Source organism: Reichenbachiella carrageenanivorans (assembly GCF_025639805.1).
GTDB lineage: Bacteria > Bacteroidota > Bacteroidia > Cytophagales > Cyclobacteriaceae > Reichenbachiella > Reichenbachiella carrageenanivorans.
In genome coordinates this window covers 1,497,135-1,521,981 of sequence record NZ_CP106735.1, presented here as the reverse complement: position 1 = coordinate 1,521,981, position 24,847 = coordinate 1,497,135, and the positions used below count along the sequence as shown (strand labels likewise).

General features: G+C 41.1%; 25 protein-coding genes and 1 tRNA gene. 17 read left to right on the top strand and 9 right to left on the bottom strand.

Translation table 11 applies throughout. The annotated features are described in order from the left end of the window. Nucleotides 1-37: 37 nt before the first annotated feature. Nucleotides 38-1,162 (bottom strand): T9SS type A sorting domain-containing protein, encoded by a 1,125-nt coding sequence (locus N7E81_RS06095; protein ID WP_263052397.1) that lies wholly within the window; start codon nt 1,160-1,162, stop codon nt 38-40. 205 nt (nt 1,163-1,367) lie between these two features. Here N7E81_RS06095 and N7E81_RS06090 point away from each other — a divergent pair, with 205 nt between their 5' ends. The 8 genes from N7E81_RS06090 to N7E81_RS06055 all read left to right on the top strand — a co-directional run bounded on the left by N7E81_RS06090 (nt 1,368) and on the right by N7E81_RS06055 (nt 11,058). Continuing rightward, nucleotides 1,368-2,153 carry an enoyl-CoA hydratase/isomerase family protein gene (locus N7E81_RS06090; RefSeq protein WP_263052396.1) on the top strand — a complete coding sequence of 262 codons (786 nt, stop codon included), beginning with the start codon at nt 1,368-1,370 and terminating at the stop codon, nt 2,151-2,153. A gap of 38 nt (nt 2,154-2,191) precedes the next feature. After that, nucleotides 2,192-3,712, top strand: a complete 1,521-nt coding sequence (locus tag N7E81_RS06085) for a lipopolysaccharide biosynthesis protein (RefSeq protein ID WP_263052395.1) — start codon at nt 2,192-2,194, stop codon at nt 3,710-3,712. Nucleotides 3,713-3,890: 178 nt separating this feature from the next. Further along, the gene (locus N7E81_RS06080) at nt 3,891-5,636 is read left to right on the top strand and encodes a CDC27 family protein (RefSeq protein ID WP_263052394.1); all 1,746 of its coding nucleotides are present in this window, start codon (nt 3,891-3,893) and stop codon (nt 5,634-5,636) included. Further along, complete coding sequence (locus N7E81_RS06075) at nt 5,629-6,378, top strand: DUF4292 domain-containing protein (protein ID WP_263052393.1); 750 nt, start codon at nt 5,629-5,631, stop codon at nt 6,376-6,378. Before N7E81_RS06080 ends, N7E81_RS06075 begins: the two co-directional genes overlap by 8 nt. Before the next feature lie 13 nt (nt 6,379-6,391). Continuing rightward, nucleotides 6,392-7,573, top strand: coding sequence for a murein hydrolase activator EnvC family protein (locus N7E81_RS06070; RefSeq protein ID WP_263052392.1), 1,182 nt, complete (start codon nt 6,392-6,394; stop codon nt 7,571-7,573). A 144-nt stretch (nt 7,574-7,717) separates the two neighbouring features. Next, on the top strand, nt 7,718-9,238 hold the full coding sequence (gene gpmI / locus N7E81_RS06065) for a 2,3-bisphosphoglycerate-independent phosphoglycerate mutase (RefSeq protein WP_263052391.1): 1,521 nt from the start codon (nt 7,718-7,720) through the stop codon (nt 9,236-9,238). Nucleotides 9,239-9,315: 77 nt separating this feature from the next. Next, a tRNA-Ala gene (locus tag N7E81_RS06060) sits at nt 9,316-9,389 on the top strand. 544 nt (nt 9,390-9,933) lie between these two features. After that, nucleotides 9,934-11,058, top strand: a complete 1,125-nt coding sequence (locus tag N7E81_RS06055; RefSeq protein ID WP_263052390.1) for a T9SS type A sorting domain-containing protein — start codon at nt 9,934-9,936, stop codon at nt 11,056-11,058. Nucleotides 11,059-11,079: 21 nt separating this feature from the next. On the opposite strand, the gene N7E81_RS06050 is transcribed toward N7E81_RS06055, so the two are convergent. Together N7E81_RS06050 and N7E81_RS06045 are read right to left on the bottom strand one after the other, a co-directional pair. After that, complete coding sequence (locus N7E81_RS06050) at nt 11,080-13,017, bottom strand: tetratricopeptide repeat-containing sensor histidine kinase (protein ID WP_263052389.1); 1,938 nt, start codon at nt 13,015-13,017, stop codon at nt 11,080-11,082. Beyond that, on the bottom strand, nt 13,008-13,364 hold the full coding sequence (locus N7E81_RS06045) for a hypothetical protein (RefSeq protein WP_263052388.1): 357 nt from the start codon (nt 13,362-13,364) through the stop codon (nt 13,008-13,010). Before N7E81_RS06045 ends, N7E81_RS06050 begins: the two co-directional genes overlap by 10 nt. A 285-nt stretch (nt 13,365-13,649) precedes the next feature. Here N7E81_RS06045 and N7E81_RS06040 point away from each other — a divergent pair, with 285 nt between their 5' ends. Further along, the gene (locus N7E81_RS06040) at nt 13,650-14,339 is read left to right on the top strand and encodes a DUF2461 domain-containing protein (RefSeq protein WP_263052387.1); all 690 of its coding nucleotides are present in this window, start codon (nt 13,650-13,652) and stop codon (nt 14,337-14,339) included. A 228-nt stretch (nt 14,340-14,567) separates the two neighbouring features. On the opposite strand, the gene N7E81_RS06035 is transcribed toward N7E81_RS06040, so the two are convergent. From N7E81_RS06035 to N7E81_RS06025, 3 genes are all read right to left on the bottom strand, one after another. Next, complete coding sequence (locus tag N7E81_RS06035) at nt 14,568-15,062, bottom strand: cupin domain-containing protein (RefSeq protein WP_263052386.1); 495 nt, start codon at nt 15,060-15,062, stop codon at nt 14,568-14,570. Further along, complete coding sequence (locus tag N7E81_RS06030) at nt 15,062-16,174, bottom strand: DEAD/DEAH box helicase (protein WP_263052385.1); 1,113 nt, start codon at nt 16,172-16,174, stop codon at nt 15,062-15,064. Before N7E81_RS06030 ends, N7E81_RS06035 begins: the two co-directional genes overlap by 1 nt. A gap of 70 nt (nt 16,175-16,244) precedes the next feature. Then, nucleotides 16,245-16,526, bottom strand: a complete 282-nt coding sequence (locus N7E81_RS06025; protein WP_263052384.1) for a DUF427 domain-containing protein — start codon at nt 16,524-16,526, stop codon at nt 16,245-16,247. A 268-nt stretch (nt 16,527-16,794) separates the two neighbouring features. Here N7E81_RS06025 and N7E81_RS06020 point away from each other — a divergent pair, with 268 nt between their 5' ends. From N7E81_RS06020 to nth, 3 genes are read left to right on the top strand one after another with little or no spacing between them, the layout of a single operon-like run. After that, the gene (locus N7E81_RS06020) at nt 16,795-17,394 is read left to right on the top strand and encodes an RNA polymerase sigma factor (RefSeq protein ID WP_263052383.1); all 600 of its coding nucleotides are present in this window, start codon (nt 16,795-16,797) and stop codon (nt 17,392-17,394) included. After that, complete coding sequence (locus tag N7E81_RS06015; RefSeq protein WP_263052382.1) at nt 17,369-17,599, top strand: hypothetical protein; 231 nt, start codon at nt 17,369-17,371, stop codon at nt 17,597-17,599. Before N7E81_RS06020 ends, N7E81_RS06015 begins: the two co-directional genes overlap by 26 nt. Nucleotides 17,600-17,645: 46 nt before the next feature. Further along, on the top strand, nt 17,646-18,314 hold the full coding sequence (gene nth, locus N7E81_RS06010; RefSeq protein ID WP_263052381.1) for an endonuclease III: 669 nt from the start codon (nt 17,646-17,648) through the stop codon (nt 18,312-18,314). Here nth and N7E81_RS06005 read toward each other — a convergent pair. Together N7E81_RS06005 and N7E81_RS06000 are read right to left on the bottom strand one after the other, a co-directional pair. Continuing rightward, the gene (locus N7E81_RS06005; protein WP_263052380.1) at nt 18,289-19,794 is read right to left on the bottom strand and encodes a hypothetical protein; all 1,506 of its coding nucleotides are present in this window, start codon (nt 19,792-19,794) and stop codon (nt 18,289-18,291) included. The two genes, nth and N7E81_RS06005, sit on opposite strands and share 26 nt — an antisense overlap. Beyond that, entirely contained in the window at nt 19,791-19,967 is a 177-nt protein-coding gene (locus N7E81_RS06000; RefSeq protein WP_263052379.1) for a hypothetical protein, read from the bottom strand. Before N7E81_RS06000 ends, N7E81_RS06005 begins: the two co-directional genes overlap by 4 nt. 165 nt (nt 19,968-20,132) lie before the next feature. Here N7E81_RS06000 and N7E81_RS05995 point away from each other — a divergent pair, with 165 nt between their 5' ends. The 5 genes from N7E81_RS05995 to N7E81_RS05975 all read left to right on the top strand — a co-directional run bounded on the left by N7E81_RS05995 (nt 20,133) and on the right by N7E81_RS05975 (nt 24,120). After that, on the top strand, nt 20,133-20,516 hold the full coding sequence (locus tag N7E81_RS05995) for a hypothetical protein (protein WP_263052378.1): 384 nt from the start codon (nt 20,133-20,135) through the stop codon (nt 20,514-20,516). Between the two features lie 41 nt (nt 20,517-20,557). Then, nucleotides 20,558-22,096, top strand: a complete 1,539-nt coding sequence (locus N7E81_RS05990; protein WP_263052377.1) for a YifB family Mg chelatase-like AAA ATPase — start codon at nt 20,558-20,560, stop codon at nt 22,094-22,096. Between the two features lie 186 nt (nt 22,097-22,282). Then, entirely contained in the window at nt 22,283-22,669 is a 387-nt protein-coding gene (locus N7E81_RS05985; protein ID WP_263052376.1) for a TraR/DksA family transcriptional regulator, read from the top strand. After that, on the top strand, nt 22,670-23,230 hold the full coding sequence (gene scpB, locus N7E81_RS05980) for an SMC-Scp complex subunit ScpB (protein ID WP_263052375.1): 561 nt from the start codon (nt 22,670-22,672) through the stop codon (nt 23,228-23,230). It begins immediately after the preceding gene. Between the two features lie 119 nt (nt 23,231-23,349). Then, nucleotides 23,350-24,120 (top strand): pseudouridine synthase, encoded by a 771-nt coding sequence (locus N7E81_RS05975; protein ID WP_263052374.1) that lies wholly within the window; start codon nt 23,350-23,352, stop codon nt 24,118-24,120. A 57-nt stretch (nt 24,121-24,177) separates the two neighbouring features. On the opposite strand, the gene N7E81_RS05970 is transcribed toward N7E81_RS05975, so the two are convergent. Further along, nucleotides 24,178-24,837, bottom strand: coding sequence for a phosphatidylserine decarboxylase family protein (locus N7E81_RS05970; RefSeq protein ID WP_263052373.1), 660 nt, complete (start codon nt 24,835-24,837; stop codon nt 24,178-24,180). Nucleotides 24,838-24,847 lie beyond the last annotated feature (10 nt).

The following is a 24,847-nucleotide window of genomic DNA, read 5'->3' as shown; positions in this document are numbered from 1 at the left end:
CCATGGAAAACCCCATTAAACATTGAGGGGACTCATTCTAGTCAATCAATAGTTTTTCCTTAAAAATCAAATTATCAATTTGGATTTTGACAAAATATAACCCTGACTTGAGCCCTTGTAGATTTATTTTTTGCAGACTTTGTGATTCCGAAGATTCAAACACTACTTTTCCCTCATAATTAGAAATCACTAGGTGCTGATTTATAGGTGCTTCCGTATAATTCATTTGAATTGACAGGTTCTGACCTTGTGTAGGGTTTGGGTACACGGAGGGCTTTAGGTATGTAGGACTGTGAGAGACTTTGACAACAGCAAACATCTCACTCGATCCGTCAAAATCTATGGCATTGAGACGGTAATAACCTAATCCGTATAGTGGCGACTCGTCTACGAATAAGTAATCCATCGATTCAGAGGTAAAACCTTGCCCTTTCATTTCTCCGATCACTTCAAAATTAGACCCATCTGCGGAACGGTATATTTCGAAATAATCAAAGTTTTCTTCCGACAAAGTAGTCCACATCAATTGCACTCCCTTTTCTATAGATTTTACTTCAAATTTTCCCAAGGTTATCGGCAATGCTTTACTTCCACCGCTCTGTATAAACTCATAAAGACTTTGCTCTTCACTATTACCACTATTCAAATCCGACGAAGGTCGATCCACATTATCTGCTTCTGAGGTATCTCCATTGCCAATGATGTCTCCATCCACATACAATCCCCCTCCGTTGTCTATATAGTCTTGCTGCCCCCCACTTAGAGTCATATCTCCAGTAATGACCATCGTTCCTCCGTTCTCAAGATCCACCTTATTGTTGGCCACAAAATCACCAAATATGACAAGTAATCCCCCTGTTTCTACTTTTAGGCTGATTGAGTTAGTTTCAAATGTCATATTACCTTCTACTACCAAGGTATCATATATGATAATTTCGTCAGAATTGTTACCAATATTGGTAAAGCTGAGGCTACCTTCTCTTGTGATATAACCATAGATATTGGCCTCGTCATCAATATTAGTAGTCAACGGGTTTGGTTGTCCTGCAGTCCAAGACCCCGTATCACTCCAAGTACCTGTATAGGTATTTTTTGTTTCAAATTGAGCCCGTACAGCCCAGCTATTAAACACTATCAAAACGGCGAGAATACTACTTTTCATATCAATTAGATTTGTGTTCCTTCTGATTATAGCTCAAAGAACATTCTAATTTTTACACCAATAAATAATACTCGTTGAGAGCGGGTATTTCCACGGTCAAACGAAAACATACCTCTCTAAATCCAATGAAAAAAGAAAAACCCTCTCATTCCTTGGTTTAACTTAACTGCATTAAATAGATTTGAAAAAACCATTAACCACCGTTATGGAACAACTGGAAACATTAGCTCTTCATGTCTCGGATAGCATTCTTACCATCACTATCAATCGTGAATCTGCCCTTAATGCACTCAATCAAAAAACCTTTATTGAACTTGAAAGCACAATAGAGCAAGCCATTGACAATAAAGAAATTTCAGGGATTATCATTACTGGCGCAGGAGAAAAAGCCTTTGTAGCTGGCGCAGACATTACCGAACTGGCCACTATGAATGAGGTCAATAGTCGTAGCTTGGCAGAAAAAGGTCAAGAAATTTTTGACCTGATCGAAGGCTCGGCCAAACCTGTTATAGCCGTAGTCAATGGCTTTGCCCTTGGCGGTGGATGCGAAATGGCCATGGCCTGCCATATGCGTATAGCTACATCCAATGCCAAATTTGGACAACCAGAAGTAAACCTAGGCGTGATACCAGGCTATGGCGGTACCCAACGGCTCACTCAGCTCGTGGGCAAAGGCAAAGCACTAGAACTTATGCTGACTGGCGACATGATCGGGGCAGACGAAGCATTGAGTCTGAGATTGATCAATTACAAAGTAGATACCAAGGCAGATGCCATAACCAAAGCAGAAGAGATCTTAGCCAAAATACAAACTAAAGCACCACTAGCCGTAGGTATGGTGATAGAGTGCGTAAAAGCAGTATATACTACTGGTCAAAATGGCTATCAGACCGAGGCCAATTCATTTTCACGATGCTGCGGCACCGAAGATTTCAAAGAAGGAACTACCGCCTTTTTAGAAAAAAGAAAGCCGATATTCAAAGGCGAATAAACAGACCCATATATGACAATAAACAGGCTAGCTAATACATGAGTGCAGTCAAGGGATTAGCTGGAGACACCATGTGGTATGGACTAAGTAGCATCATCGGCAGGATGATATCCTACTTGCTTGTACCCCTTTACACTACTGTGTTTTTGCCAGGCGAATACGGTATCGTCACCGAACTGTACGCCTATACGGCTTTTTTGTACCCTATTTTTACTTACGGTCTCGAGACGGCATATTTCAGGTTTGCAAATAAAAATCCTGAAGGAGAACCCGCCTTGTTCAATCTGGTCACCAGCATGCTGATTCTTTCTAGTCTTATCCTCTCAGGCTTGTTGTTTTGGTTTGCCTCAGACTTGGCCATTTGGCTCGAATATCCAGGCAAGGAAATGGTGTTTTACTGGTTAGCAGCAGTGCTAGGTGTAGATGCCGTCACTGCTGTACCATTTGCACGACTTCGCTTTCGCAAAAAAGCTAAAAAATTCGCACTCATCAGGTTCTTCAACATCACCTTTGCTGTGGTGCTCAATATCTTTTTCCTGGTCTTTTGTTTGAATATCTACGAAGGGCACTGGTTTTCTAGTTGGCAACCTTTCATGCTAGAAAACTACGATTTCGAATTTAAAGCTAAATATGTCTTCTTATCCAACCTGATTTCGAATTCGCTATTGATCGTCTTACTAATCAAAGAATTCGGCGGTTTCAAATTCACCTTCGATTGGAAGAGGTTTACCCCCATTTTGATCTACGCTTCTCCGCTACTATTCATGGGGCTGGCAGGTGCTACCAATGAAATGCTGTCTCGTGCACTGCTCAAAATCTGGTTACCCGAAGGGTTTTACCCAGGCCAAACCAGCATGGCTGCCCTCGGCATATTCGGGGCTTGTTACAAACTTTCTGTATTCATGATGCTGGGCATACAAGCCTTTAGATACGCCGCAGAGCCTTTCTTCTTTTCCAATGCCGAAAACAAAGATTCTCCCAAACTATTTGCCAGTGTTATGACGGGATTTGTGATTTTCAGTGCTTTTGTTTTTGTCGCTATATCTCTGAATTTGGAAATCATCGGCATGGTATTTCTAGCCAATCCTACTTACCGAGAAGGCTTATACGTAGTACCTGTTTTACTGATGGCTTATTTGTTTAATGGCATCTATTACAATCTTTCTGTCTGGTACAAAGTCACCGATCGCACCATCTACGGTGCCATCATCACGATACTAGGAGCGGTAATCACCGTAGTGCTCAACTATCTCTTGATACCTGTATTCGGCTATTTTGGGAGTGCGCTGGTCACTTTGATCTCATTTTTCGCCATGGCTTCCCTAAGCTTTCTTATTGGAAAAAAATACTACCCAGTACCCTATCAAGTACTACGGATAGGTGCCTATATTTTGTATGCGTCTGTACTCGTAGGCTGCTTTTATACCATAGACTTAGGCAACTGGATATTGAATTTTGTCATTAGGAACCTTGGTGTGTTACTCTTTGTATTGACCACCTACTTTGTAGAACGCAAGCATCTTTCTGGCCGAATAGTATTCGGAATTAAAATTCCCTAAATTATCAAATGGTTTGGCCTTTTCTTTGCTTCTTCGGGCACACAGAGGGGCTCTTCTTCAGCTTGAAAAAAGGGAATCAAGGACAAATGAATAAACCGAAAACCAGTCAGGTACAGAGGTTTTTCGTTAATTTTGTTGCTCCCAAACTATAAATGCGACAGGTCGTTTGATCGATACCATGATGACAATACTGCGGACCATATTTATTTTATTGCTACTGACCACCTTTGGTCAATCTTCGTTTGCTCAAAAAAAGAAGAAAAAAAACAAATCGAATATCAGTATAGCTCCTGTCCAGTTTCTCACAGAAGAAGAACAGGCCGAAGTAGATCATTACTTTCTAGAAGGCGAAAAATATTTCCTGCTTCAAGACTTATCAAAGGCCATGAGTGCCTTTCAGAAAGTACTAGATTTGGATCAGAAAAATGCAGCGGCTCATTATAAAATCGGGCAGATCTATAGTGAAAACGGCGACATGTCTAAAGCATTACCGCATGCCATTTTTGCCAAAAGCTATAACCCTAAAAACAAGTATTATTACTTGCTCGTCTCTCACGTCCAAACCAATTTGGGCGATCTGAATGCAGCCGAAAAGACTTACCTAGAAATGCTCAGCGAAGTTCCCGACACAGAAAATTATTGGTTTGAACTCGCTGCTATTCAGTTTTATCAAAAGAAATATGAAGCGGCTCTGGTAAGCTACCAAAAAGCACAAGATCATTTTGGCCCGATGGAAGAAATCACGATTCAGAAACAACAGATTTATCTAAAAATGAATCGTTTGGATCTAGCCATCAAAGAAGGCAAAGAACTCGTAGCTCTATACCCCAACGAGCCATCTCATGCACTATCGCTCGCTCAGATGATGTTATCTAACGACAAATATGAAGAAGCTGAAAAATTCATTTTATCTAAAGTAGACCATTATCAAAACAATGAACGGCTATACATCTTCTTGTCCGAAGCATATAGCAAGCAGAAAAAATATGCCGACGCGATCGATGTATTAAAAGTCCCTTTTGAAAGCACTACTCTCGATCTTTCGAGAAAGATCCGAACCATGGCAGGCTATTTGGAAATGCTGCCAAACGAAGAACTAAACCAACCGCTACTTGAGCTGGCCGAAGCTTTAGTCAAAACCCACCCAGACTCCTATCAAGCCCTAGCTATGACAGGCGATCTGTATTATAACATCAATGAAAGAGCCAAAGGACGCGAATACTACATCCAAGCAGTAGCCATAGATGGGTCTAACTATAACATATGGCAAAATATACTTTCTCTCGACCTAGAACTAGAGGACTATGATGGCGTGATCGAACATGCAAAAATGGCCTTGGAAAATTTTCCAAATCAAGCTACACTCTACTATTTCGAAGGCACCGCTTATTTGATCAAAAACGATTATGAAAACGCCATAAAAATATTCAATGCAGGCAAAGCCTATGCTGCACGCGATGCCAATATGAACAGCCTGTTTCATGGCCAACTGGGCGATGCCTATAATAGCATGGGAGATCATAGCAAGTCTGACGACGCCTATGAGCAAGCACTAAAAGCCAAGCCAGACAATGACCATGTGCTCAACAACTACAGCTACTTCCTTTCGCTCCGCAAGAAAGATCTGGACAAAGCAAAGGAAATGTCATCAAAACTGGTGACAGACTTCCCAGAGAATTCTACATACCTAGATACCCATGCATGGGTTTTGTATATGATGGAGGATTTTTCTGGCGCAGAAAAATATTTAAAATTGGCTTTGCAATATGAGCCAAGTGGCACAATCATAGAGCACTACGGCGATGCCCTGTTTCAGCTTGGCAAAATAGATGAAGCCATCATACAATGGAAAGCCGCAAGAGACATGGCGGATGATACCACGACTCTCGACAAAAAAATAGCAGATAAACAGCTCTATGAATAGATTTATCCTCTGCCTCGCAGGCTTATTAGCACTTACTGCTTGTAGCAAAAAACTCGCAATCTTCTCTTCGAAATCGAATCAACTGAATTTGAACAACTTGGATTATGACAACCTATCCATGAAATCCAAAATCAAATACAAAGATGAAAATCGTGACCTCAAGGCTTCGGCCAACATACGCGTAAAAAAAGACAGCATCATTTGGTTTTCCTTGACTCCTGGGCTTGGGATCGAAGCTGCCAGAGGTATCGTCACCAAGGATTCTATCGTGATCCTAGACAAAATTCACAAAGAATATCAAGTGCTAAAAGTCTCCGAACTATCAGATAAATATCACTTTGATTTTGATTTGAAATTACTAGAATCTATCATCATCGGCAATCTGATCTGGCCCATCAATAATGAAGACGACATCAAAAAAGAAGATGGCTACTTCAAAGTAAAAAAATCTCAAGACAACTTGACCGTAATGAATTTCATAGGTTCCAACTCTATGAAACTAGAAAAAATACAAGCATTAAGCGACACCAGTGGCAATGCTATGAGCATAGACTATGCAGAATTTTTGAAAGTAAACGATAAAGTAATCCCATCTGAAATCAACATAGAAATCAACTACAGATCCAAAAGAAACAAGGCTAAAAAGGTATCCAAAGTGCAAATAAAACACTCTAGGATCAACATCAACAAAGAAGACCTAAACTTTACTTTTAGTATTCCTGACAAGTATGAACCCATGTAAAATATTTGTTTGGTTGTTTCTGATCGCAACCCTTTCTTTTGTTTCTGAAGGACTTGCCCAAAAAAGTAAGACCCAAATAGAAAAAGAAAAAAAAGAAAGCCTAGCCAAAATATCCGAAGTACAGAAAATTCTAAAGGAAACAGAAACGGAAAAAAAAGCTACGATTGGTCAACTCCAAGCACTCAACAAACAAATCGAAGTAAGACGATCTCTGATCTCCTCTATCACTCAAGAAATTGACCTCCTCAGTGGGGAGATCAACGACTTGTCTATGGTCGTAGATGCTCTCCAATCCGACCTCGGACATCTCAAAGAAGAATATGGACAAATGGTCTACGACGCGTACAAAGCCAACCAGGGCTACAGTAAACTGACCTTCCTATTTTCTGCTCAAACGTTCAATCAGCTGTTTCTACGATTGAAATACTTAGAACAATACACCAAAGCCAGAGAAGTACAAGTTGAGCAAATCGAAAAAGTAAAAAATGCAATGAATCAGCAGGTCAACTCACTTGTCCTCAAAAAAGAAGAACAAGACATCTTGCTCAAATCCAAAATCAAAGAAAATCAAAACCTGCTTTCGCTAAAAACCAAACAAAATAAAGTAGTACAAGAACTAAGCAAACGAGAAAAAGAACTCAAAGCAGAAGTAGACGAGACCAAAAAAGCTGTCACTCGATTAGACAACTTATTGGCAAAGATCATCAAAGCCGAAATCGAAAAATCGAACGCAGGAAAGGCCTCCAATTCTATCAATCTATCTGCAGATATGGCTAAAATCTCCACGGCTTTCGAAAGTAAAAAAAGCAGATTGGCATGGCCAGTTCAGTCAGGCTTCGTTTCCGAAAAATTCGGCAAACATCCCCACCCCGTCCTCAAAAACATCTGGGTAGAAAACCAAGGTGTGGATATTCAAACCCAGAAAAATGCACAAGTAAAAGCTGTATTCGAAGGCAAAGTAGCTACCACCGCCTTTGTACCTGGAATGAACCGCGTCGTCATCGTGCAACATGGAGACTACTATACGCTCTACGCCAAACTCAAATCCGTGAATGTAAAAAAAGGACAAGTCATCCAAGCCAATGAAAACATAGGCGAAGTATTCACCAACGCAGATGGCATATCCGAAATTCAATTTCAGGTTTGGAAAAACAACGTGAAAATGGATCCAGAAAAGTGGCTTGTCAACAAGTAAAATTCACCCACATCCAATTCGGATATTTTCAATAAAATTTCATTCCATTGAATAGAATCCAAATTTTCTCCAAACGCATTGAAAATTGACGCCTTTTTTGCCATTATGTTTTAATCCGCTTGTGAGTAAAACTATATTTGCACCATGGATAAAAAGGTAATACTAATGATTCTGGACGGGTGGGGCATAGGCACCAATCCAGAAGTATCGGCAATCAAAGCAGCAAAAACTCCTTTCATCGATTCTTGCTATACCAAATACGCACATAGTAAACTGGAAGCTTCTGGCCTAGCTGTAGGCTTGCCAGAAGGACAAATGGGCAACTCTGAAGTAGGCCATATGAACATTGGCGCAGGTCGCGTAGTGTATCAGGATTTGGTAAAGCTAAACCTGGCAGCCAAAGACGGATCTCTAGCCAAAAATGAAACTTTGGTCGAAGCATTCGATTACGCCAAAAGCAACAACAAAACGGTACACTTCATCGGATTGGTATCTGATGGAGGCATCCACTCCCACATCGATCACCTCAAGGCACTTTGCGACGGCGCTGCCGCACAAGGACTCGAAGATGTGATGATCCACGCATTCACCGATGGACGCGACACCGACCCTAAAGGCGGAAAAAAATATTTGGAAGATCTACAAGGTCACCTCGACAAAACCACTGGCAAAATAGCCTCTATCACTGGCAGATACTACGCCATGGATAGAGACAAAAGATGGGAAAGAGTAAAGCTCGCCTATGATGCTATGGTGAATGGAGAAGGCAAAAAAACCACGGATGTATTGGCTGCAGTGGACGCCTCTTATGCCGAAGGGGTTACCGACGAATTCATCCAACCTATCGTGCAGACCGATACCAATGGCTCGCCACTAGGCACCATCAAGGCAGGTGATGTAGTAATTTGTTTCAACTTCAGAACCGACAGAGGCAGACAAATCACTGAAGCCTTGACACAATTTGATTTCTCGGAGGTAGGAATGAAAAAGCTCGATCTCAACTATGTGACCATGACCAACTACGACAACACATTCAAAGGAGTGAAGGTGATGTACGACAAGGACAACTTGGTAAACACACTAGGTGAAGTGCTAGAAGGAGCAGGCAAAAAACAAATCCGTATAGCCGAAACAGAAAAGTATCCGCACGTGACGTTCTTCTTCTCTGGAGGTAGAGAAAAAGAATTTGAAGGAGAAAAAAGATTGCTTTGCCCTTCACCTAAAGTGGCTACTTATGACCTGCAACCAGAAATGAGCGCCGCTGACATTCGCGATGCCATTATCCCTGAGTTGAAAAAAGGCGAAGTAGACTTTGTATGCTTGAATTTTGCCAATCCCGACATGGTAGGCCACACAGGTGTATTCGAAGCAGCAGTAAAAGCTTGCGAAACGGTAGACGGATGTGCAAAGTCAGTCGTAGAGGCGGCTATCGCCAATGGCTACACGCCGATCATTATCGCAGACCACGGCAACTCCGACATCATGATGAACCCTGACGGTTCGCCAAACACAGCACACACGACCAATTTGGTGCCTTGCATCTTCGCAGACGAAGACATCAAAGAGCCAGTGAAAGACGGAAAGCTAGGAGATCTAGCTCCAACCATACTAACTCTAATGGGAGTCTCTATTCCCAAAGAGATGACTGGAGATATTCTTGTTTAAAGATTAATTATCGCCATGTGAATTCTTACATGGCGATAATTTCAAAAATAAATCTATATTTGCCAACCCCTATAAACGGGGCATTAGCTCAGCTGGCTAGAGCGCTACGCTGGCAGCGTAGAGGTCATCGGTTCGACTCCGATATGCTCCACAATAATCACCTTTTCATTGATTTGAGAAGGTTTTTTTGTTTTAAGGGGAAATATTGGAGCCAACAATTCTATTTAGCTTCTTAAAAGTTATAAACAGAGAGAAACAAAAAGCATGGCCTTATTAACTTTCTCTGCAACATTATAGTTCGGTTTGAATGCTGCGATGAATCTGCCACCCCTTTGAAATGAAAGGGTTCGTTGCAACGGGTCTCTTTCCAAAGCCAGATTAAACCATCCCACTTCCCTCTTGTAGATAATAACCCTTGTTACAAGCGTCTACCGAATCCTAAGAGGTTTACGAATAAAATTTGGATAATTTACCAGGTTATTTATTCAAGGTACTACGTTCCAGTTTGTTATAGACCAAATAAGCTCATTTAGTTGCCAATTATTTTGGAAATAGCACAAGCGTACGACTATATTTACTACTGATTGAAGCAGAAAAGCTTCTCTCTTTCAGTCGAACAACCAGCGCTCCATCCAGCTATCAGGAATCATACGGCTTTTTATTTAAGCTGTTATTATTCATTCAAACCATAGCTGATGAAAAACTTAATTTGTACACTCGCTTTATCTATTGCCAGTTTATCCGCCTACGCTCAGCCTTGTAGCAGCTGTAATCAAGGATCTGCCACCAAAACATGGGAAGGTGATGTGAGTGCCAACTGGAACGACGCTGCCAACTGGAGTGGCAATACGCTACCGACCACCCAAAGCGTGACCATAGATGGTGGGTCTATTGTCACATATCACCCTGTGATCTCGACCAATTCTACTTTTAGCCCAGCAGATGTATTTATCCAAAATGGCGCTACGCTCACCATACAAGCTGACATAACCATTACTGATGACTTTTTTATAAGAAATGGTGCTACACTATTTATCGAAGGGGGATCTAGTACCACAGGAGACGATATCAACTTGTGCAAGGGCGGAACCATAAATATGAGTGGTGGCAATGTAGACAACACGAATAGTTCTGGTCTGATGCGCGTATGCGAAACCCAGCCCGCTGCTGCTACAGGCACACCTCAGATCATAGTAACTGGTGGCACATTTTCCAGCAATGGATCAGAAGCCGAATCAGGTGATGTGGAAGACTATATCACGGTTTCTAGTGGGGGCACCTATACTGAAGCAGGATCGTCACTTCCCGTAGACATGATTTCGTTTACTGGTGTACTACATAAAAAGCTAATCTCCCTACGCTGGGTAACTGGATCAGAACAAAATAATTCGCATTTTGAAATTCAGCGAAGTGAAGACCAAGACTATTTCGAAACAATTGGAAAAGTGGAGGGTACTGGTACGACAAGCAATAGACAAACATATCAATTTTTGGACGACTCTAATCAAGGAGAATACTATCAACTCAAACAGATAGACTATGATGGAAAAGCTAAAATATATGGCCCTATACGTGTCAGCAGCGAACCCTTGCGAAACCGCAGCATCCATATACTAAAGACAGGAGAAGGGATGCTCGATATATCGGTGACTCACGCTCCGAAACAATGCTTGATGTATAACCTTACAGGTCACGTAGTATTTGATACGCCAGTTTCAAATCATTTTACCATCGATTCCAGAGATTTCCCCAAAGGGATATATGTGATCAAAATGCACTGGGATACAGACGTAATCACTCAAAAAGTATTCATTGATTAAGCTCTCAATAACGCACCCGTGCTAGTTGCTCTCTGCTAGCACTGTCTTTTTTGTCAATGGCAAGTACACCTTAAAAGTAGTCCCCTTGCCTTCTTCACTTTCTACTTCTATTTGCCCATGGTTGAGTTGTACAAACTCATATACCAAGGTAAGCCCTAGTCCGATACCCTTTTCACCCTTGGTACCCCAGCTGCTACGCATTCCTTTGAGCTGAAACAGGTCGTTTAGTTTATCCTTGGGTATGCCTATACCCGTGTCTATCACGCTGACAAGCCCCATGCCATCTACTTCTGCTATTTCCAGTTTCACTTCTCCTCCTTCGGGGGTAAACTTGATGGCATTGCTCAACAAATTTCTAATGATGGTAGACACACTATTTTTATCGGCATCTACGATTACTTCTTGAGTCAACCTGCCTCTCAGTTCTATTTGTTTGGCCATAGCCATATTGAGCATGATACCTAGGTTGGCCTGACAAAGCTCTTTGAGTTTGACAGGCTCTGCATGATACGGGATTTTTCCTTCTTGGCTCAATGCCCATTCCAGCAGGTTATCGAGCAATACCGAAACTTCTTTGGCCGAAGCCTCCATCATACTGCCAAGCTGTTTCAACCCATCCGCATCATTGCTTTCTGCCAAGACATTGATCAGCCCAGAAATGCCCTGAAAATTGCTAATTGGCCCGCGGATGTCATGTGATATGATTGAAAAAAATCGATCCTTCGTTTTATTCACTTCATCCAGCTGATTTCGCTGCGCCGCAATGACTCTCCTTCTCTCCCTCACGATCCTTATCGCTCGGTCTTTTATCCTATAGATTTTCAATAAAGCTACAGTAAGAATCAATAACAGAGCTATTATAAATATAGCACACCATACTACAATATTGTTGAGCAAAGCTTGCTCCTGCAACAGATCCACTTCGGCTTGCTTTTTAGACACTTCATAGGCCGTTCTCAGATCAGCCATTTGTCTTATGGTTTCTTCATTATTGATACTATCTCTGTAAGCAATATACTGCTTGAGATAAGTGTAGGCTTCATCAGAATTTCCTGCCGACTGATAAATTTCCGAAAGCTTAAGGCTGGCATCTCTAATCTGCTCTTTAAGCCCTAGTTCCTCGCCTATTTTCAAACTAGTATGACCATATACTAGCGCTTGATCATACGCTCCTCTATTGGCATAAATGTCAGCTAATGCTGTTTGAAAAACAGCTATTGGATATTGGTCATCTATTTTCACCAAAATAGCCGTCGCCTTAGCTATGTTCTCTTCGGCCAATTCATATTTACCTTCTTCTGCCAACACCAAACCTATATTTCCTAGATTATAAGCTAAACCAATAGCATAGCCTATTTTGCTAAAAATGGCTTTTGAACGCTGAAAATAAACAATAGCCGAGTCTAATTTTTGATTGGTTCGGTATAACTCACCCACATTTAGCAAAGCGGTGGCAAGCTTGACGGAATCTTTACTTTGACGAAAAATATTAATCCCTTGACGGTAATAATTTAACGAGTTTTGATAATTGTTTTGAATGGCATATATATCGCCTAGGTCAATATAAATCACACCCGCTTCTAAACCTTTATTGCTTCCAGCATACAGAGATGCCGCGTCTAAATAATGTTTGATCGCTTCACTCAATTGTCCCTGAGAGCGCAATCCATTGCCTTTGTACCTCAGCCCAAAAGCAATCAGTTGATCGTTTTGCAGTTCTTCTGCTATTTTTAATGCTTGTTCTGCGTAATGAATCCTTTCACTCGGATCGGTAGAATAAAATGCAATTTCATAATACAAAACACAACGACTTGAATCAGAAATAGTGTCGTCAGTATGCAGAACGTTTAGCAAACTATCCGCCGCCGTCTGATCCTGTGCGCTTGTAGGAGATGAAAAAAAGCCTACGAAAGTGTAGGCTAATATGATGATATGTACAAATGGCCTGATCATGGCCATTTAATGTCGAGCCTTGGGTCTATAGTCACCTGCTCTGTACTCCCTTCTGCAAGGTAAGTAATACTATATTTGGCACTGCCAGAATGCTTTCCATCAATCTTACATTCCCATGCACCGTCTTTTTCAAAAGGTAATTTTTTGAAAATGTCTTCCCCTTCATCCACTTTAATTAGCGGAAGAGATGAAATACCCTTACCAGCCACCCATCCTGCTTTGCCGTTAGGCTTCACTTGAGTGGTGAACTTTTCTGGATGTTTAGGGTCAAACGGATTCCCTTCATTGTCGGACAGTACAAGCTGACCATTTTCTAAAGACACCGTGATGACGGCATTTTCTTTTACACTCATTATTCAATGTTTAGATTAAAAAAATGTTTTGAACATAGCTGAAACATTAATATTACTAAAAGACAATGGCAATTGGAAGAATATGTATCAGGTAATATTAGGCGTTCTCTAAGATTAGACCATGCAACTCTGAAGGGCTTAACCTAGTCTGTTTATTTAACCACCAAAGAGCCTTATTTCCTAGAAGTCTGACGGACATTGAAAGCGCTTTCAAAAGATGTCGGACTTTCTTTTTATTAAACCTCAATCTCGTATTCCTTGCTATCTTGCTTTAAATTAAAATCTATGCCCAAGTCCTCACTACTCACTTTTCCTTTCTCATTTTTGACCCAGCTAAGTGCCAACAACAATCGCGAATGGTTCAACAGTAACAAAGATCAATATCTTAAAGCGCACCAGCAAGTCATTGAGTTTGCAGACTTGCTCTTAGGCGAACTCAACAAAACTGACATAATCGAAACACCTACGGGCAAAAAAAGCCTATATCGTATCTATAGAGATGTACGGTTTTCTAAAGACAAAACACCTTATAGTACCTATTTTGGGGGTGGATTTAGAAGAGCTACCGCCGAAAGAAGAGGCGGGTATTATTTCCATTTAGAACCTGGCAATACCTATGTGGGTGGCGGGTTTTGGGGTCCCAATTCGCAAGACATGATGCATATCCGCAAGCACCTACAGCAGGAGCCCGAAAGGCTACGCGATATCATTACGAACAAAAATTTTAAGAAACAGTTTGGTGTATTACTGGGTGAACAGCTCAAGCGAGCTCCCAAAGGATTTGAAATAGATGATCCCGCCATCGACTTGCTCAGATACAAACAGTATTGGGTCAGACATGAGTTTTCTACAGCGGAAGTATTGAGCCCAGATTTTCATCTAGCAATTGTTAAACAATTTCAGCACATTCGCCCATTTTTCGACTACATGAGTGAGGTACTGACCACCGATCTCAACGGAGAGTCTATCCTATAAACAAAAAATCCCAGGGAACCACCCCTGGGACAAACTCAAAACATAACCAATCAACTAATCTACTTCCAGCCTTCTGCCAGAAACTGCCAATCAACAAGGGTGTTGACCTGAGCAGTACCACTCAACGTGGTGATTAATCTAATCTAAACTCAAAGAGGAATAGTCAACTCCTGTGCCAAAACCCGAAAGAGCTATTCAAAATGGGTATTATACCTAGAAGAAAATAAGCTAGGAATGAGTGAGGGTTGTAATTAAGGTAGAATGACTGGGATAGGACTCAGCAAGTGCCTGCCGGTCAGCCATTTCAAAATCTGCAAAATCAAAGCCTGGAGATACCGTACACCCTACAAGGGCATAGTCTCCCTGCTCATGTACACGGGAGGCAAACCAGCATTTGGCTGGCACTACGGCCTGTGGTACTTCTCCATTTTCCACATCTAAGCCTAGCCGTATTTCACTCAAAACCCCATTAGGGTAAATAACAAAAATACTGAGCGAATTTCCAGCATAGAAATGCCACATTTCATCGGACTGGATTCTATGAAAGGCGGAGAAATTTCCTTGTGTTAGCAAAAAATAAATACCTGTAGAGACTTGGCGAATTCCTGCAAACTGAGGTAGAGAAACTTCTGTTTCAGCGCGATACGTTTCTTTAAAATATCCTCCCTCTGGATGAGGTAATAACCTTAGGTGGTCAATCCAATATTGAGCTGACGGCTTCATCAATCCTTGATCCGCGTCATTTTGATTTTCAAATTCTGCTCATAAAAGTGGATACGTTTCACCTCTGCTTCGTTGACTAGACAGAGCGAAAGCCCATCCAACCCTGCTCGACCTGTACGGCCGCTTCGGTGGGTAAAATACTCCAAATGCTCAGGCACTTGATAGTGCACCACATACGACAGCCCTTTTACATCAATACCACGAGCTGCTACATCTGTCGACACTAAAATTTGCAAACTTTCATTTTTAAAAGCACGCATCACTTTGTCACGTTCCTTCTGCTTCATGTCTCCTTCAAGCGCATCCGCTGCGATATTTTTGGCCTGAAGTTGCTTACTCAGTGTTTGTACTGCTGCTTTGGTATTACAAAAGATCAATCCTCGGTTTTCTTTTTGTGATCTAAGAAAAGACAATAAAACTTTCAACTTGTCTAGAGGGTCACAAACCACATATTGATAAGAAATATTTTCATTAGCACCTTTCTTTTTCAGTTCTACACGCTCTGCGTTTTGAGAAAGGTAAGTGCGAATCATCTTTTTCACCCCCTCGGGCATTGTTGCTGAAAAAAGCCACTTATTACTAGTGGAGGCTGTTTGATCCAATATTTTGTTGAGGTCCTGCTTAAAACCCATACTCAACATCTCGTCTGCTTCGTCGAGCACTACAGTCTGAACATGTTCGAGCGATACTGCTTTGCGCTCCAGCAAATCCACCAACCGACCAGGAGTAGCCACTAGAATTTGAGTAGGCCGTTGCAATTTGCTAATCTGCTCGTCTATTTTGGCACCACCAAATACCGCTTCAGTAAAAACCTTGTCAGAATACTTGGTGAATTTAAATAGCTGCTTGGCAATCTGCTGACACAATTCTCGAGTAGGTGCCAAAATCAGCCCCTGAATGTGACTCACCTTAGGGTCTACCAGTTCTAAAAGTGGCAAACCAAAGGCTGCCGTCTTACCTGTTCCAGTCTGTGCTTGTCCCACAAAATCGGTCTGCCCCTGTACTAAAACAGGGATAGCTCTTTCTTGGATTTCGGTAGGCGTTTTAATTCCTAATTCGTTCAACCCTTTGATGAGTGACTTTGAAATACCTAATGCTGAAAATGTAGACACGATGTACTGTTTAAAAATGTGAAGCAACAAAGATAGACAGGCCCATGCACACCACCATCTATTTCCCCGCTTACTTCACTACCTCCACACCCTTCCAAAAGGCCACATATCCTTCTATATTTTTAGCTAAATCAGAAGCTGATGGATAATACCAAGCGGCATCTATATTCTGCTTACCTCCTGCATCTATGGTATAGTAGCTGGCCTCCCCTTTCCATGGGCAGTGGGTATGTGTAGGGCTAGCTTTAAAAAACTCCTGCTTAATAGCCGAAGGAGGGAAATAGTGATTGTTTTCTACTACAAGTGTATCCGCACTTTCCGCCAATACATGTCCATTCCAAATTGCTTTCATATTTGTCCTCTAATTTATATTGACCCTAACCCATTTAGGGGTATTACAGTTCCTTTCTTGTCTTATTAATCGAATGTACTAAGACATTGATCGAATTTTATAGAAGGATATAAATAATAAATAGAACTTTAATAAGATTTAATTTTTTGCAAATTGTCTCGGTTTTAGTACATTTGAGATAGTGCCTTTCTAAAAAATAAAACTCAATTCTTTAACCAAACATGACAATATGGACTAGACAAGTACGTTAAACAAAAGTGTTAAACAGATGAATAATTTTGGTGTTAGTGATAGCTTATTAGTATCACATTACAAAAACGGTAGCGAAGAGGCGTTTGAAGAGTTGGTGGCTCGACATAAGTCTCGTGTGTTCACTACTATTTACTTGATCGTGAAAGATAAATATGTGGCTGAAGATCTTCTTCAGGAAACATTTATCAAAGTGGTGAAAACCGTGAAGTCAGGCAAATACAATGAAGAAGGCAAATTTCTACCATGGGTATTGCGCATTGCGCACAACTTGGCGATTGATTTTTTTAGGAAAGACAAACGTTACCCAACTATTGTAATGGAAGATGGAAGTGGTGTATTCAATACGCTCGCTTTTGCTGAAGACTCCGTAGAGTCTATCCAAATCAAACAAGATACTAATGCGTTATTAAAAAAACTTGTGCAGGAATTACCCGAAGTACAAAAGGAAGTTTTAATAATGAGACACTATATGCAAATGAGTTTTCAAGACATTGCAGAGTCCACTAACGTCAGTATCAATACAGCTTTAGGTCGGATGAGATATGCCTTGATCAATTTGCGTAAGAAAATGCAAAAATTGAACATCGCTTATGATCACCACTTTTACCGAAAATGATTTGCTCCGCTATCTATATGGAGAGTCTACGGAAAATGAAAAAACAAGTATTGAAAACGCATTAGTGTGCGATGCTGAGCTCGAAGCCAAATTTTTTGACTTGAAATTGGATAGCTCCATTTTAGACGGGTTGCTGTTTGACCCCACGGATTTTACCTTAGAGAAAATTTTCAACTTTTCATCCAATTATCCAGCTGGGATTTAAACTAAGACTTTACAAGAATTGCCACTCCTTTTTGTAGATTCGAACTATGAATAAAAAAGAGCGGTATCAGTTTTTTATAGATTATTTCAGTCGGCACAACCCAGAAGCAGAAACTGAGCTTCACTATGAAAACCCCTTTCAGCTGATAGTAGCTGTAGCGCTTAGTGCTCAATGCACAGACAAGCGCGTGAATATGGTGACGCCAGCTATCTTCGAATCGTTCCCTACGCCAGAAGCACTTGCAGCCTCTAACTTCGACGAGCTATTTCCCTATATCAGATCCATTTCCTACCCCAACAACAAAACCAAGCACTTACTAGGCATGGCTAAAATGTTAGTAGAAGACTTCAATTCAGAAGTACCAGCAGACATCAAAGAACTACAAAAACTCCCTGGAGTAGGCCGAAAAACTGCCAATGTAATAGCCTCAGTAGTCTTCAATCAGCCCACGATGGCAGTAGACACACACGTCTTCCGTGTATCCAAACGCTTGGGTCTAGTCCCTCAAACAGCCAAAACACCGCTAGAGGTAGAAAAGCAATTAGTCAAGTTCATCCCAGAAGAACACATCCCCAAAGCACACCATTGGCTCATCTTGCATGGCAGGTACATCTGCCTCGCCAGAAAGCCAAAGTGTGAAAAATGTGAGATCTCACTGATGTGTAAATACTTCGAAAAAAACGTACAGCCTAAGCAGCAGTCGTCTTCATCTTAGCCACTGTTTGCAATACCACTTCCCAAAGGTGCTCATAAGGAATGATTTCAAAATCTGAAAAAGGCAAATAAGTCCTTTTTTCTCTTATCTTTTCCAGATACTTCTCTGTTTTTGTTCGAGTTTTTGAAGCATCAAAACCAGACGCTTTTAACACCTTTAGCATTTTATAAAATTGCTTTTCTCGTGGATTTTTACCTGGCTCGTTCAGGTTTTTAAAGAAATAATTATCCACCTCTTCGAGCTTTGCCATAGCCAAATCCATCCTGTCTTTATTCACATGATGAATAAACTCCAACAAAGGCAGGGTAAGGTAATAGCCCTTGAGTTCTACATAGTAATAATCTGCTGCTTCGTACACATCCGAAAAACGAACACGCTTGAGCATTTCTTTGCCTGGCATAGCGAAGTTTAGATATATCCTAAATACCTTCCATCTCCCTACAATCTGCTCTGAAGCTCTAGAATAGTTCGGGTTTTTGAGCACACTATCCAAAACGGTGTTTGCCAACTTATAGTCTTGATTGTGCATGGCCAAAAGGAAGTACGTTTCTGAGTGGTCAAACCACTGCTCAGTAGACTTCTCTATAAACTTGAACCCAACTTTGGCCTCCGCATACCCTTCCTTGTATTTTTCCGCAGAGAGCAATGCTCTACTTGCCAAATAGCTATTATAACCTTGGTCAAATCTTTCTACATTGACCTTAGATTTTACTATTGTCTTTAGTGCTTCTTGGCTAAACTTATACAGACCCGTATAATTTTCATCTAACATCAAAATCCAAACATTTAACTGATAATAATTCAGGAAAATATTAATAGACTTTGTACTCTTCCAAGCTTTTTCTGTTTCGACCAAAGCCTTCGAAAGGTGATCCTGACAGGTGTTTCTAGAATGAATAGACTTGGACATGAGCATCCTCATCCTTAAAAAAGTATCCTGACTTTCCTTTTCTACTGTACTTAATTTTCTTAATGATTTGATTTTATCAATCGTCAACTCAAAATCAGTAGGCTTACATTCATAAGACAAAATATCGCTCTTAAGCTCATACGCTTCTACTAGCGCATGAGTGATCTGATTTTCCTCGGCAAGCGTGATACACTTATTAAGTTGCTTTTCTGACATAGAAAACTCGCCCAGTCTGTACAAGATATGAGCCTTATGCACATACTCTTTGCACTCTAGTTCCACTTTTGCAGAATGTGAAAAGCCAGGTTCATCAAAATTGATGTGATAAAGCAGATCGTAAAGTTTGTGTCGTAATCGAGATTTCAGCATTCTAAAACGCTGATCATATATATCTGATTGATACATTCCTTCCGCAGCGCTTTCATCTGTGGGATAATCTCCATTCAGAACGCCATTGTAGAGCAGTTGCTCTTTTCCAGGATTGTCGACATCACCAGTTAGGTTGATTACATCGAAGTTACTCTTCAGACCATGGGTGACTAGGTCCACTAACTTATTAATCTCTTTCATGCTGCTATAATGTTTACATTTGATGACTCCATTAATAACTTGGCTGCTGACACCTCATTTTCATTGAACACATCAAAAAGGGTATTATTTTTCTCAATATGCAATATAAAATATTGCGTATTGTTTTCCTCTTCTTTCCTATTAAATGCGCCTTGAGATAGGTTCGTTGCCATTAATTCAAAGAATAATTCAAAACTGAAAAAAGGAATAGGAGTCTTTGATAGATAAAAATTAATTTAATATTTAAATTAGTCTCAAGATTGCTGCTTGTCGATAGACCCATAAGTTATTATGCAATCATTATTTACCCAGCTATAAAAGACACAACACTCAAACGCATGAAAAAATTCAAATCCTTTTTTTACGGCATATACCTCATGTACTTTGCCTTTTCTGCTTTCATCGCGTTTAACTATGAGGATATCGTCTTGCGTTGGGACTGGGATTGGATCAGCACATGGACTGGATTGATCAAGTTTGTTCTTCAGATGGGAGCTGTAGGGTCTATCTTATTTATCACAGAAATTATCGTGGAAAACATCCATTTGGTGACTAAGCGAAGCAAGATCAAATCATTAGAAATAGAAATACTAGATCTAAAAGCCAAACTCTATGATAGGTCTAATACTGAAACTCCCGCTCCTCCAGTAGCCAGCACTCCCGCTCCTGCTGCCGATACAGAACCTGAAGAAGAAAAACCCGAAGCTGCAACAGAAGAATAAAACCTAGTCAATTCATTTAATTTATCGGACAACCAATCTAAATGTTAGCCAAAACCTTCGGTAGCGCAGTATATGGAGTAGATGCTCACATCATTACGATCGAAGCTAATGTAATCGCTGGCACGAAGTTCTTTATGGTAGGGCTCCCTGATTCAGCCGTCAAAGAAAGCGAACACCGAGTGGAATCTGCACTCAAGCAAAATGGCTACTCTATGCCTCGGCAAAAAGTAATCGTAAACCTAGCCCCTGCCGACATCAAAAAGGAAGGCTCCTCCTACGATCTGCCTATTGCGCTAGGTATCTTAAAAGCCTCTGGCCAACTGGATCTTGACGAACTAGACCAAAGCATTATCATGGGTGAGCTTGCGCTCGACGGCAGCATTCGCCCGATCAAAGGCGCACTGCCCATTGCCATAGAAGCTCGCAAGCAAGGCTTTAAGTCTTTCATCCTTCCCAAAGAAAATGCCTCTGAAGCAGCTATTGTAGACCATTTGAATGTATATGGCGTAGACACTCTTCAAGAAGCCATTGATCACTTGTCTGGCACTCAACTAATAGAACCTTTGATCTACGATACTCGGGACATCTTTCACACACATGTGAATGAATACGATGCTGACTTTGCCAATGTACAAGGACAAGAAAACATTAAAAGATCGCTAGAAATAGCAGCAGCAGGCGGTCATAACGTAATCATGATAGGCCCGCCTGGTGCTGGAAAAACCATGCTCGCCAAACGGCTGCCATCGATTCTTCCCCCGCTATCGCTACAAGAATCCCTAGAAACAACAAAAATTCACTCGGTAGCTGGCCATCTCAAGGAAAATTCTTCCTTGATAGCCACACGTCCGTTTAGATCTCCACATCATACAATCAGCGACGTGGCACTAGTAGGAGGAGGGGGTATACCCCAGCCAGGTGAGATTTCTTTAGCCAACAATGGCGTGCTGTTTCTAGACGAGCTGCCTGAATTCAAACGAACGGTATTGGAGGTCATGCGACAACCATTAGAAGAACGAAAAGTCACTATTTCTCGAGCGAAGATTTCCATAGAGTTTCCAGCCAATTTCATGCTGATTGCCAGTATGAACCCATGCCCCTGTGGTTATTATAATCACCCCGAAAAAGAATGCGTCTGTGCCCCTGGCGTAGTTCAGAAATACCTCAACAAGGTAAGTGGCCCTTTATTGGACCGCATAGACTTGCATGTAGAAGTGACTCCTGTATCGTTCGACCAGCTCACAGAAGACCGCAAGACGGAAAGTAGCGAAGAGATTCGAAATCGAGTGATCAAAGCGCGTATGGTCCAGCAAGAGCGATTTAAAGATCACCCTAATATATTCAACAATGCCATGATGAATTCGCAAATGGTAAAATCCATTTGCCAGATCAACCAACTTGGAAAAACCCTGTTGAAAACTGCGATGGAAAAACTAGGCCTATCTGCTCGTGCCTATGATCGCATCCTGAAAGTGGCACGTACCATTGCCGACTTGGCGGGCAAAGAAGACATTCAAATTGAACATTTGGCAGAAGCCATACAATACAGAAGCCTAGATAGAGAGGGCTGGGCTGCCTAAACAAAAACCCTTCGTCAAGGAAACAAATACACACACTTTTTGCTCTGTTATTACGTTTAAAAGTCCTGTACTAAGCTAACCCGTTAAGGCATAATTAATTATTCAAGGTGACTGCATTTTTCCTTTTGTTTTTAGTTGCGTTGAATTAGATTGCGCCAATTATCCTTGGATTAAAATGCTATAATTATGAGCAATGGAGAGAAAACGAGATATTCTCAAGAAGAGCTAGCTGAGTTTGAAGAGCTGATATTAGGTAAGCTGGAAAAAGCAAAGAGCGAATTGAATTATATCAAACAATCGTTGACTAGAAGCGGTGACTCTGGTACTGACAGTACATTTGGCAATGTAAAAACACTAGAAGATGGTGCCGATACTGCTGAAAAAGAAAGCTTGAATCAACTGGCTGCTAGACAGCAAAAATTCATGACCAACTTGGAAAATGCCTTGATCCGAATCAAAAACGGCACCTATGGTATTTGCAAGGAAAGCGGGAAACTAATTAGCAAAGAAAGGTTGAGAGCAGTGCCTCATACGACGCTATCGATAGACTCTAAACTGAAGCAAAACGGTTAATTGGATTATCTGGCTAATCATATTGAAGCGCTCATTTTTTGTTCGCAAAAGCCGATAACAGATCAGGAAATCAAAGAATGCTTGACTGAGATGTTTGAAGCAGATGTGCCGCTTACAGATATAGAAGAAGCCATAGTCAAGATACAAGATAAATACCAAGCAGACGAGTTCTCATTTGAGCCCGTAAAAAGCGGAGGCGGATTTCAGTTTCTAACCAAGCCTGCTTATCAAGCCAGTATTGGGATATTGCTCAAGCAACAATCCAAGAAAAGACTTTCGAATTCATCGTTAGAAACCCTGTCGATCATTGCCTACCGACAACCCATCACTAAAGGAGAGATGGAGCAAATACGCGGTGTAAACTGCGACTATGCCGTACACAAACTGCTAGAAAAAGAATTGATTGAAATCAAAGGTAAATCTGATGCCGTAGGTAGACCCATTATCTACGGCACAAGCCAAAATTTTCTCGACTACTTTAGTATCAATAGCCTCAACGAACTCCCTACAATTAAAGATTTCGTTCAGAAAGAAAACGAAATAGGGGAGGAACAGGAATAAAACAACCACCCCTTCCTACTCATGCCTGCCACTGGGTTTAGAGCTAATTTGTGATTTGAAATTCGTTTATTGATATTTCTCAGCTCCTTTTCGATACTTTTGCATGAATTAAGATGACTATGCGAAAGAAAACAAATCCAAAAAGCCAAAACAAACCAGCAGCAAAGCTCGAAACACTTACTTTTCCAGCTCGTCTAAACAAATACATTTCTAATGCGGGCATTTGTTCTCGTCGCGATGCAGAAGTATTGATTACCGAAGGTAAAATCAAAATAAACGACAAAGTAATCACCGAATTAGGAACTAAAGTAGAATACGGAGATGTGGTGAAATTCAACAATAAAGTCATTAAACCACAGAACTACGCCTACATCTTGCTAAACAAACCCAAGGACTACATCACCACGATGGATGACCCCGAAAATCGTAAAACAGTGATGCAGTTGATCAACGGAGCTACAGAATCTAGGATCTATCCTGTAGGCAGATTGGATAGAAACACCACAGGTCTGCTGCTATTCACCAACGACGGAGACCTTTCTCAAAAGCTGACACACCCATCCTACCAAATCAAAAAGATCTATCAAGTAGAGTTAGACAAGCCACTCACTGCCTTTCATTTCGAACAAATTGCCAATGGCATTAAACTCGAAGACGGCGAAGTAAAAGTCGATGAAATTGCCATCCTGTCTAGCGACAAACGATCTATAGGCGTACAGATCCATGTAGGAAAAAATAGAATTGTAAGAAGGATATTTGAACACTTCGAATACGAAGTAGTAAAACTCGACCGTACCATGTACGGACCCCTCACTAAGAAAGAGCTTCCTAAAGGCAAGTGGAGAAATCTAACGGATAGAGAAGTAGTGGTATTAAAGAACTTGTCTTAAGACAAGTTCTTTAATAGGTTCCGTCGAATACATTGCTCCAAAAGGATCTGATTCAAATTACTTCAAAGTAGCGATAACTGTCCGTCCACCTTTAGTGATATCACCGATCTTTACGTTGACTTCAGCATCTAAGGGCAGAAATACATCAAGTCTGGAGCCGAATTTGATAAAGCCGTACTCATCACCTTGCTTCAACTTATGATTTTCTTCCACATACCATTTGATCCTACGGGCTACTGCTCCAGCGATCTGACGAACCAAAATTTCTGTGCCACTAGCCAGCTGCAGCACCATAGTAGTACGCTCATTCTCTGTGCTTGACTTAGGGTGCCAAGCCACTAGATATTTACCCGCATGGTATTTGAAAAACTTCACAACCCCACCTGTAGGAGTCCTACACACATGTACGTTGAGAGGAGACATGAATATTGAAATCTGCTTACGCTCTCCTTTGAAATATTCGTCTTCTTCAGCATTTTCTATCACTACTACCTTACCATCTGCAGGAGCCAAAATCACGCCTTCATCTGATTGAATAGTTATTTTAGGGTTTCTAAAAAACTGCAACACCAGTAAATAAACAATCAAACTGGCAATCAAAGCGAGCTGCTGTGCGAGTTCGTGCGCTGGTAGAAAATACCTCACTGCGTAATTAGCTAAAGCTAATACACACAACAGCACGAAAAGAATCTTGTATCCTTCTTTGTGAATGGTCATAATAATGAAA